Origin of the sequence: Dyadobacter sp., assembly GCF_051859145.1 — a bacterium.
Taxonomy (GTDB): Bacteria; Bacteroidota; Bacteroidia; order Cytophagales; family Spirosomataceae; genus Dyadobacter.
Genome location: NZ_JBHYGF010000130.1, coordinates 1 through 10,003 on the forward strand (window position 1 = coordinate 1; position 10,003 = coordinate 10,003).

Here is a 10,003-nt window from a genome sequence, read left to right on the forward strand (position 1 = left end):
GAAGATGACCGGGATTATTTTGCCTTCAACCCATATCAAGTTCCGACAAAACGATCAAAACTATGAAAAAGCGCAGACAAACACTTTGGCTGGCAGGTCGAATTATGAAATTATCGTTACATCAGCTTTTATTGATCTTTCTGTTTACAGGCGTTAGCTTCGCCAAAACGGCTGATGCTCAAAGTGCATTGACGCAGAAAATATCTATTCAGGCAGAAAATGAAGGACTCAGGAGTGTGCTGAACCAGATCCAGAAACTGGCGGACGTGCATTTTACCTATTCTTCCAACCTGATCACGCCTGATCAGAAAGTGACATTAACAGCTCATCAGCAGCCGCTCTCGGGTGTGCTGGACGAGCTGCTGACAAAAGCGGGCATCCGTTACAAGCTACAAGGCCGGCAGATCATTCTACAAAAAGCATTTCCGCCTAAACAGGAAAATGCAGCGGAAGCGAATGCGCAAAGCAGCATGCGGTTGCTGGAAAGAGATATACGTGGTACTGTCAAAGATGAGGCCGGAGAAGTGCTTCCGGGCGTGAGCGTAATGCTGAAAGGTTCGCAGCGCGGCACGCTGACAAATGCAAACGGCGACTTTGAAATTGCCGTTACTGACGAAAATGCGACGCTGATATTTTCCTATGTGGGATATGTCAACAAAGAAGTGGCTGTCGGTAGTCAGACTACATTCAATATCGTACTGGCTTCGGACATTAAAATGCTCGATGCAGTGGTGGTCACCGCGCTGGGTTTTAAAGAATCGGCTGACAAGCTGGGTTCTACCAGTTCAAAAATCACCGATAAAAGCATTGCTGCGTCAGGCGAAACGAGCTTGCTCAACAAACTGGCTGGAAAAGCGTCGGGGGTATTTATCGGCAGGTCTTCCGGCAGTGACCCAGGCGGTGGCTCTTTTGTCCAGATCCGCGGGGCGAGTACGTTATCGGGCTCTTCGCAGCCGCTTTACATTGTCGACGGCGTACCTATAAACAGCTCCGTGCACGGCGGGACGAACATCCGCGGCGTGGTGCAGCAGTCGCGGGTGAATGACATTAATCCCGACGACATTGCTTCTGTACAGGTTCTGAAAGGCGCCTCGGCAGCGGCGCTCTGGGGATCGCGGGCTGCCAATGGGGTGATCGTAATCACGACTAAAAACGGTTCTTACAATGATAAAATGAAGATTTCATTCAAATCGAGCTATTCGATGGATGAAATCAATCGCTATCACCAGCGACAAACTGCATTTGGTCAGGGCGACCAGGGAAAGTTTAATCCGGCTTCCGGGAATGCCTGGGGTGATAAAATTGCAGCGCGTGCGGGCGGCGCAGATGAAGTAAACCAATCCGGCGAGTTCTTCGAAGGTTACCAGACGGGACAAAGGTATTACCCTATTATCAAAAAGAATTCACAGGACGTTTTTGCTGACAAACAATTTGATGCGATTTTCAGGAATGGCTATGCGTTTGATAATAGTCTGAGCCTGAGCGGCGGCGGTGCCAATTCCAATTATCTGTTCAGTTTAAGTGATGTATATCAAAAAGGTGTTTTCCGCGAAAACAGCGATTACAGACGCAGCACGATCCGGCTGAACATTGAAAGCAAGCTGAATGAAATTATCAAACTTTCTACGCACGCTTCCTACGCCATCATCCGCTCCGAGCGTGTGCAGCGGTCGAATAATACAGCGGGGATGCTGCTCGGCTATTACCGGATGACGCCCGATTTTGACATTACCGACTACAAAGGGAATTATTACAGCGGCCCTAATGCCGCACCGATCGTAAACCGTCAGCGTTCGTACCGGAATTACCTGGGGAACAGCTCTAATCCGGTGTATAACAATCCGTTGTGGACGATGATTGAGCAAAAAAATCCGAATGCCGTGAATCGTTTCATTGGTAGTGCCGAACTGACGATCACACCGTTTAAAGGTCTGGACATTATTAACAGATTCGGGATAGACAATGCTTCTGACGTGCGCCAAACCTATTTTCCAGTGAATTCCGCCCAGGCTGATGCGGTGAATTTAAATGGCAGATATGGTGAAACGAACATCCTGGAAAACCAGCTGAATTATGATCTGATCGGCAGGTATTCGCACAATTTCGGTCCTAATTTTTCTGCAAACCTGATTGCAGGTTTTAATCTGAATGACCGGAAATACGCAGAACTAGGCGGCGAAATGACCGACTTCCTGATCGCCGACGGTCCCTGGAATTTCTCGAATGCATTGACACTCAACAAAAATCCGAATAACAGCAAGACCAACATCCGGAGCGCGCGGGCTTATTCAGTTTTGGGCTTGTCAGTTTATGACGCTCTGTTCTTCAATTTTTCGTTTGCGGGCGAAGCGGCTTCGACTTTCGGCGAAGCTTCTGAAAATACTTTCTATTATCCGTCGGGCGACGTGGCCTGGCAGTTTACGAAAATGAAGTTTTTTGAAAAAACCAATTGGTTGTCTTTTGGTAAAATCAGGGCTTCTTATGGGATAGTAGGTTCGCAGCCGGCGCCTTACCGGACCAGAACGCTGTTTGTACCTGGTAACTCGCTCTATGGAAACGGATCATACCTGCAAAGCGCCAATTTTGGAAACGATCAGCTTCGTCCCGAAAGAAAAACGGAATATGAAGTAGGCGCGGACCTGCGTTTTTTGGGAAACAGGCTGAGAACGGAGATCACCTACTACAAAAACAAAACAAGCGATCTGCTTTTGTCCGTGCCGACACCCAATTCCACGGGCTTTTCCAGCGCGTACCAGAATGCCGGAACCATGCAGAACAAGGGTATCGACTTTGACCTGAACTACGACATTTTCAGGAAAAAAGACCTGACACTTTCACTCAATTTCAACCTGAACCGAAATCGCAGCCTCGTCACCGACCTGGCAGGCGCGACGGCCGTGCAAGTGGGCGGGATCAGCGGATATATGACGATCAATGCGCTTGAAGGGCAGCCGGTGGGCGTTTTTATGGGCGGACAGTATGCCCGCGACGACCAGGGCAACAAGATTTTCGATGCCAATGGTTTTCCTACTGTGAATGCAGTCAATGCCAAAATCGGTGATCCGAACCCGGACTGGCGCGGTGGTTTCGGGGCTAATCTTTCTTACAAATCCTTCTCGCTCGGACTACTCTTTGAAACTTTCCAGGGCGGCGACTTTTTCGAGGGAACGCGCGGTGTGATGTACTCGCACGGCACGCACGAAGATGTGGGCAGGGAAGTGACTTTGACCAAAGATTTGAAAAATTTCAGAGGAACGGTGATACCTGCCGGAACGACGGTGAGGGGAAATATCGCCGACCTCGGCGCGGGAGAAGTGCTGCTCGACGAGTCGTATTACACGACTTTGGGCGGCGGTTTCAGCGGGTTAAAAGAGCAGTTTGTAGTGGACGGAAGCTGGACGCGTTTGAGAGAACTTTCACTCGGTTACACTTTGCAAAACGAGCGCTTCCGGAAAGCGACCAGACTGCAATCTGTAGAATTCAGATTGTCGGGGCGAAACCTGTTTTTGTGGACCGGCGTGCGCGGTATTGACCCGGATTCCAATCACACGCAGGTGTCGCTGGGACGTGGACTGGATTATTTCGACAATCCCGGCACCAGATCCTATTTATTCTCTTTACTTATTAACTACTAAATAGTTATATCATGAAAAGACTATTTCATTTTGTCATAACTGCTGTTTTTGTATATGCCACATCCTGTTCGAGTTTTGTAAAAGACATGAATGTGGACCCGAACAATGTCACTGACGCCCCGGCGGATATGATGCTGACCGGCGCGCAGGTGGCTGCGATCAACTTCAATGGATCGCGGATCGCAATCATTTCCAATATGTGGTCGGGTTACATGACGGGCATTCAGCGGCAGTATCTGAACTACCAGAATTACCAGTACACCGCCGTGGAAACCGACGATGCGTGGACTTACATTTACAACCAAACCTACATTCAGCTCGAAAGAGCAATTGAAAAATATACCGCGGTAGGTAACCAGCGCGGGATTGGCATTTCCCGGGTGGTACAGGCTTATGTAATGGGCGCTGCGGCGGCGCTTTACGGCGATGTTCCGTTTTCGCAGTTCGGCGATCCGCAGCGGTTTCCAAATCCGGCCTTTGATCCTCAGGTTCAGGTATATGCGGGTGTGCAAAAATTGCTGGACGAAGGAATCGTTGCGCTGGAAACTGGTACCGGAGCGGTAAGGAGCAAGTCTGACATTTTCTTTGACGGCGACGCTGCCAAATGGATCGCAGTGGCGCATACCCTGAAGGCCAGAATGTACCTGGAAACCAGGGAGTATGACAAAGCGTACAGCGAGGCTTTAAAGGGAATTGCCAGTCCGGCCGGCTCGTTACTTGGTCCGCATACGGCCACGGCGGGCACGCGCAACCGCTACTATTTGCATAATGTTGAGGAACGCGCAGGCGATGTAAGTGCGAGAAATGCTTATCTGACCACTCTTCTTGATCCTAAATCACCAACCTATCGCGGCAATGCGAAAACGGATGAAACCGCGCGCTTTAACTTTTACTATGTCAATCTGGGTACCAAAGGCATTACAGGCGAAATCGAGCCGAATTACCTTTCCGTAGCCCGCGGCGATACATTAAATGGCGCAATTGCCATGAATGCGCCTGCGCCGATGGTTACTTACGAGGAGAACCTGCTGATCCTGGCCGAAGCTGCGGCGCGTAAACCGGATTTTGCCGCAGCACTCGGACATCTTAATAATTTCCGCGCATTCATGAAATCAGGCGGATACATTGACCCGACTTATCGCTCGAAATACACATTTAAATATGAACCGTACACGGAGGCTGATTTCCTGGCAGGCGGAATGAACCATATTGGCGCGCTGGACAAAAACAAAGCGCTTTTTGCGGAAATTCTGGAAGAAAGGTATGTCACTTTTTACATCCGGCTGATCGGTTTTAATGATATCAGAAGGACCAGAAAGGAAGATGTAGGTATCAAACTCACACCTGCAACCGGGAACCGTTTGCCCGAAAGATTTTTCTACGGACAAAATGAAATCAATTCCAATGCAAATACGCCTAATCCATTACCTGATTTATTTGAACCAACACAAGTAAATAAATAGGCATTTTAATTAAGTCAATTTGAAAGATTTAGAATAGAATGGAGCACAAACTAACATTAAACTTCCCTTATTCAGTGAATTGCATTTCGCGAATACCAATTGTTTTATTTCTGCTTTTTGGAATTCAGGCAATGGGCGAAACCATTCACCGCAAGGCAAAGGCCACACTGACGCCCGTGGAAATGAACAAGGAGGACACATTGAAGTTTGTGCTCCAAAATGGAGAAGTGCGGACGATGGTTTTGAAAGAGATCTCTTCTGACATTATTATGACGAATCTGGGCAAACTCCGGGCAGACCAGCCAGGCGGCGCGACGCTTTATCATTTTACCTGCCAGGTGCTGATGGATGGGCATCTGATGAAAATGGAGCGGTATGTGGGTTCGCAGGAGAGCTTTTACGAGCCTTACGTGATCAACGGAATGCGGATCTGGTTTGACGGCGTGAATACCATCGGGCAAATCATCAAGGACGAACATGGCGGGAAGAGCAGTGAATCCGTCCCGAAAAAGCATGCCCGCTTTGCCGTGGCCGATATGACCAAACGCATTGCACCATCAAGACTGTATCCGATGTTTCCATTAAGCGAAAATCTCATCCGGATTTCTGACAGCTATAATGCCGACGATTGCTGGCTGGGCGCGTACAATGGTTTTGAGCTGCACGGCGGACTGGATCTGAACAAACCTGCCGGGACGCCGCATTTCACGCCTTTCCCGATCGACGATCATTATTTTGTATTCAGTCTTGAGAAAGGCGATAACAACAACCGCTGGCGGGGTAATCATACCTGGGAAAATGGCGATGTGTGGAGCATTCAAAACCACCACATGCTTAATCTGCGCGTTCCCGAACATACGCCCATTCCCGCGGGCGCATTGTACTCCGACGGATCGGGCGTGCATGTCGGCGCGCACAACCATTCTCATTTTGTATTCCGGGTGAAAACAAAGGAAAATGATTCCGAAATTTTGCTCGATCCCTGGATTTTGTTCTGGCAGACTTTTGAAGATAACCGTGAGCGGGCGGGAGACACCAAAGCGATAATGAATGCATTTCGTCCGGGTAAAACGGGCGAGCCGGTTTTGTTTGTTGGTGAAAAATCAAGAAATGAATACAAGAATGCAGGTAGGGGTTTGTCTTACTACTGGACATTTGGTGACGGTAGTATTTCCATTGAAAAGGATCCAAAGCACATTTTTGCCAAACCGGGCATTTACCCGGTGACACTTCTGGTGGATGATGGAGTCTCGAAAAGCAGCTTTACGCAGCATATCACCATCAACGGTAATCCGCTGAAATCGCCGTCGCTCGCATTGGCATGTGACGAAGAACCTTCATTCCGTATTCGTCCCGTGCATGTAATGGATGTGTACGCATTGGAAAGAAAGTTTGTTCCGAATACCATTCACTTTTTAGCCCGAGCAACCAGGCCGCAGCCGAATGCAAAAACACTTTTGATCACTAATAATGGAAATGGTGTTTTGGGAAAAGCTAATGCTCCAAAAATTGAATACCTGCAAGGAAAAAACTGGCTTAACTTAAAACCGGAAGGGCAGGGGAATGAGCAAAAAATCCAGGTTTCAGTGAATGCGACCGGACTAAAAGCCGGCGTTTACGCTGCGCGTGTGAAGGTGGAGGGAGCGGGTGCAAGCCAATATTTCCATATTTCATTAACTATCCCGACGTACCCGCCTGCGCACGACGAAATGGGCAATTTGAAACAGGAGATCGTGGACAATGCCGATGTACGTGAAAACAGGTTTTACGCCACGCCGTACTTCTGGGTGGCGCCGCAATTTAAGAGGTGGAAAGAAAAGGGTTTCCGCGATCTGTATCTGACCGATGGAAGTCGCGCCGCGAAGGATGAGTTTGTCAGGTTCCGCCCCGATCTCGCAGCAGGTACTTATGAGGTGCTTTTCTCGGAGCAAACGCCTTTTGATCCACAACGCCGGGCGACGGTAGGTGACAAAAAATACGGGGTAGATAACAAGCTCAATGCAGTTCCTGCATTCACAGTGAAAGTCCATTCAAAAAAAGGCGTACAGGAAATCCGGGTCAGGCCTATGGAATCGCTTTCACTTGGAAAGTTTGATTTCTGGGAGGGAATGGATGGTTATGTCGATATCCTGAGCGAAGGTTCTGAGGGGCAGGTGCTGGTCGACGCTATTATTTTCAGGAAAGTGGAGCAGTAAGCAAACCCGAAAGTTTTGGAGGTATTGGAAGGTGGGCTATATTTACCCTGAAGTCTTAAATCGAAAAGACGCAAGGCACCCAAACCAAGCGCCAGATGAAAAAGGAGAGTACCTCGCAGGGAGTAAAAGAAATTGCCCGTCGCGCCAATGTTTCCACCGCAACCGTGGACCGTGTGCTGCATAACCGCACCGGGGTTTCTGAAAAGACCAAAAAACGGATCAACGAAATCATCAAGGAACTGGATTACCAGCCCAATCTGCTGGCCAGTCGGCTTGCTTCCAAAAAGATCATCAGTATTGCAGCGGTTATCCCGAATGTATCGGAGGAAACGAACTTCTGGGAGGCGCCTTTGCGTGGCGTGAAAAGGGCAGAAGCCGAAATAAAGCAGTACGGCGTGCACACGCAGGTCTTCTTCTTTGATCTGAATGACAAGGATTCTTTTTCCAATACGATTGCCGAGGTACTGCGAGGGGACTTTCAGGGTGTGCTGATCTCGCCTTCCTATATTGAAGAGACCAAGAAGTTTGCAGCACAATGCGCCGAGCGGAAGATCCCTTTTGTATTTCTGGATTCGGACATTCCCGATCTTCACAGCCTGTCCTACATTGGTCCGCACCTGTTCAAGAGCGGGTATGTAGGTGCGAAGCTGCTCACTTACCGGCTGGATCGCGCCAAGAAGATCCTGATCATCAACATTTCGAAAGAGATCGACAACTTCAATTACCAAAAAATAGAGGAAGGTTTCAGGGCCTACTTTGCCGACCGTGACCAGCCCATGGAAATCGTCAGGATCGATATCCGGGAAACCGACTACCAGTCCGTCGCGAGGCACCTTACCTATGTTTTTCATTTGAATAAAGACATAGGCGCTGCATTCGTGACGAATTCACGTGTGCATACGGTCGCTTCTTTTCTGAAAAACAGTCACCGCACGCATGTATCGCTGATCGGGTTCGATTTTGTGACAGAAAATGTGTCCTATCTTGAAAATAATGTCATCGATTTCCTGATCTGCCACCGTCCCGAAGAGCAGGGTTACCGGGGGATTATGGCCCTTTATCAGAAATTGGTGGTGAATGCGCCTGTGAGTAAGTTGAGCTATATGCCTATTGACATTGTTACAAAGGAAAACTACGAGTTTTACCAGAATTAGCCTTTCAGTACTACATAATGCATTCAGGCCACTTTGCACTAGAACATAGGCCGATCAAAAAAACTCGCAGAATTTTCTGGATATAAATCCTTCGAAATTAAAATTATTAAATTCTTTTCTATCTTTACGGGCACGTGCCCGTAAATTCTTTTAACAAGTCTGCGGGCGGCGCTCAAAACACCTTTTTCCTCGGAAATTATTATGAAAGAACAAACCCTCAGGTGGCTCAAATCACTAGGTCCGGGAATGATCACTGCCGCATTGGTTTTCGGACCGAGCAAGATGACCATTACTTCAAAACTCGGCGCGGTTTACGGTTATTCTCTTTTATGGATCGTAGTGGTGGCAATCCTGTTCATGGCCGTATTCACCGCCATGTCTACGCGCATTGGGGTAGCTACCGACCGATCCCTGCTCGCTTCGGTAAAGCAGAAGTGGGGTAACGGGGCATCGGTGGCCATGGGCCTGGGTGTTTTTCTGGTAGCCACGTCCTTTCAGGCAGGCAATTCGATCGGACTGGGTATTGCGCTGGGCGAGCTATATGATACATCCCCGGTTCCCTGGATCATCATTTTCAATGGATTGGGCATTGGTTTGTTGTTCTTCCGCAGTTTCTATTCCGTTCTGGAACGTACGATGATCCTGCTGATCTTCTTAATGCTATTTTCATTTATTACGACGCTCTTCTGGGCTGATCCTGATCCTGTTAAGATCGTCAAAGGCTTCACAACACCCGTGATCCCGGAGGGTTCGCAGGGTTTGATCATCGCGTTTATGGCTTCCTGCTTCTCCATCGTAGGCGCCTTATACCAGTCGTATCTGATACAGGAAAGAATCCGGATCAATCCTGCATTGCGCAATACCAGAAACGATAGTTCTACCGGAATTATCCTGTTGGGAGTGATGTGCAGCATTGTGATCATTTGCGCCGCGGCGATCCTGAACCCGAAAGGTATTGCCGTGAACTCGGCTACCGATATGGCCAAGGCACTGGAACCGATTTTCGGTGAAAATGCGTCTACAGTATTTCTGGTGGGTTTGTTTGGTGCGGCGTTTTCATCGCTGATCGGGAATGCTTCCGTGGGCGGTACTCTGTTGGGCGATGCACTTGGGATGGGGAGTAATTTTAGCTCAAAGTCAGTGCGTTACCTGGTTGCATTGGTCATGATCGTCGGCGCTTCTATTGCAATCCGCTTTGGAAAGTTGCCGCTCGAACTCATCGTTTTTGCACAAAGCGTAACCATTTTCGTGGTACCCTTCATCGGTACCGCCATTTACATGGTCGGCAATGACAGGAAGATCATGGGCGACAAGGTCAATAGTCCGCTGGTCAAAGTTGTGGCCGGTATCGGCCTGCTGGTGATTTTCGGACTTGCGATCATCAATTCGAAAGAACTATTCTTTAATAATCCGCTTTTCAAATAACCTTTTATGATTGACATCGCTTCACTGGAAGAAAAATGGCTGAGCCCGTCAGAGGCATTGATCGAGGATATCAAGCGCATAGACGGCGATATCATGGTGCTGGGTGCAGGAGGCAAAATCGGTCCGAGCAT

5 protein-coding genes are annotated in these 10,003 nt (G+C 48.6%); all 5 read left to right on the forward strand.

What is annotated here, in order from left to right; translation table 11 throughout:
* Window positions 1-62 precede the first annotated feature (62 nt).
* Complete coding sequence (locus tag ACTIE6_RS09240; RefSeq protein ID WP_439556366.1) at window positions 63-3,635, forward strand: SusC/RagA family TonB-linked outer membrane protein; 3,573 nt, start codon at window positions 63-65, stop codon at window positions 3,633-3,635.
* 11 nt (window positions 3,636-3,646) lie between these two features.
* Entirely contained in the window at window positions 3,647-5,098 is a 1,452-nt protein-coding gene (locus ACTIE6_RS09245; RefSeq protein WP_439556367.1) for a SusD/RagB family nutrient-binding outer membrane lipoprotein, read from the forward strand.
* A gap of 38 nt (window positions 5,099-5,136) precedes the next feature.
* Window positions 5,137-7,293, forward strand: a complete 2,157-nt coding sequence (locus ACTIE6_RS09250) for a PKD domain-containing protein (protein WP_439556368.1) — start codon at window positions 5,137-5,139, stop codon at window positions 7,291-7,293.
* A gap of 95 nt (window positions 7,294-7,388) precedes the next feature.
* A complete protein-coding gene (locus tag ACTIE6_RS09255; protein WP_439556369.1) occupies window positions 7,389-8,447 on the forward strand; it encodes a LacI family DNA-binding transcriptional regulator in 1,059 nt (352 codons plus the stop codon).
* 201 nt (window positions 8,448-8,648) lie between these two features.
* Window positions 8,649-9,872 carry an Nramp family divalent metal transporter gene (locus ACTIE6_RS09260; RefSeq protein ID WP_439556370.1) on the forward strand — a complete coding sequence of 408 codons (1,224 nt, stop codon included), beginning with the start codon at window positions 8,649-8,651 and terminating at the stop codon, window positions 9,870-9,872.
* Window positions 9,873-10,003: the final 131 nt, after the last annotated feature.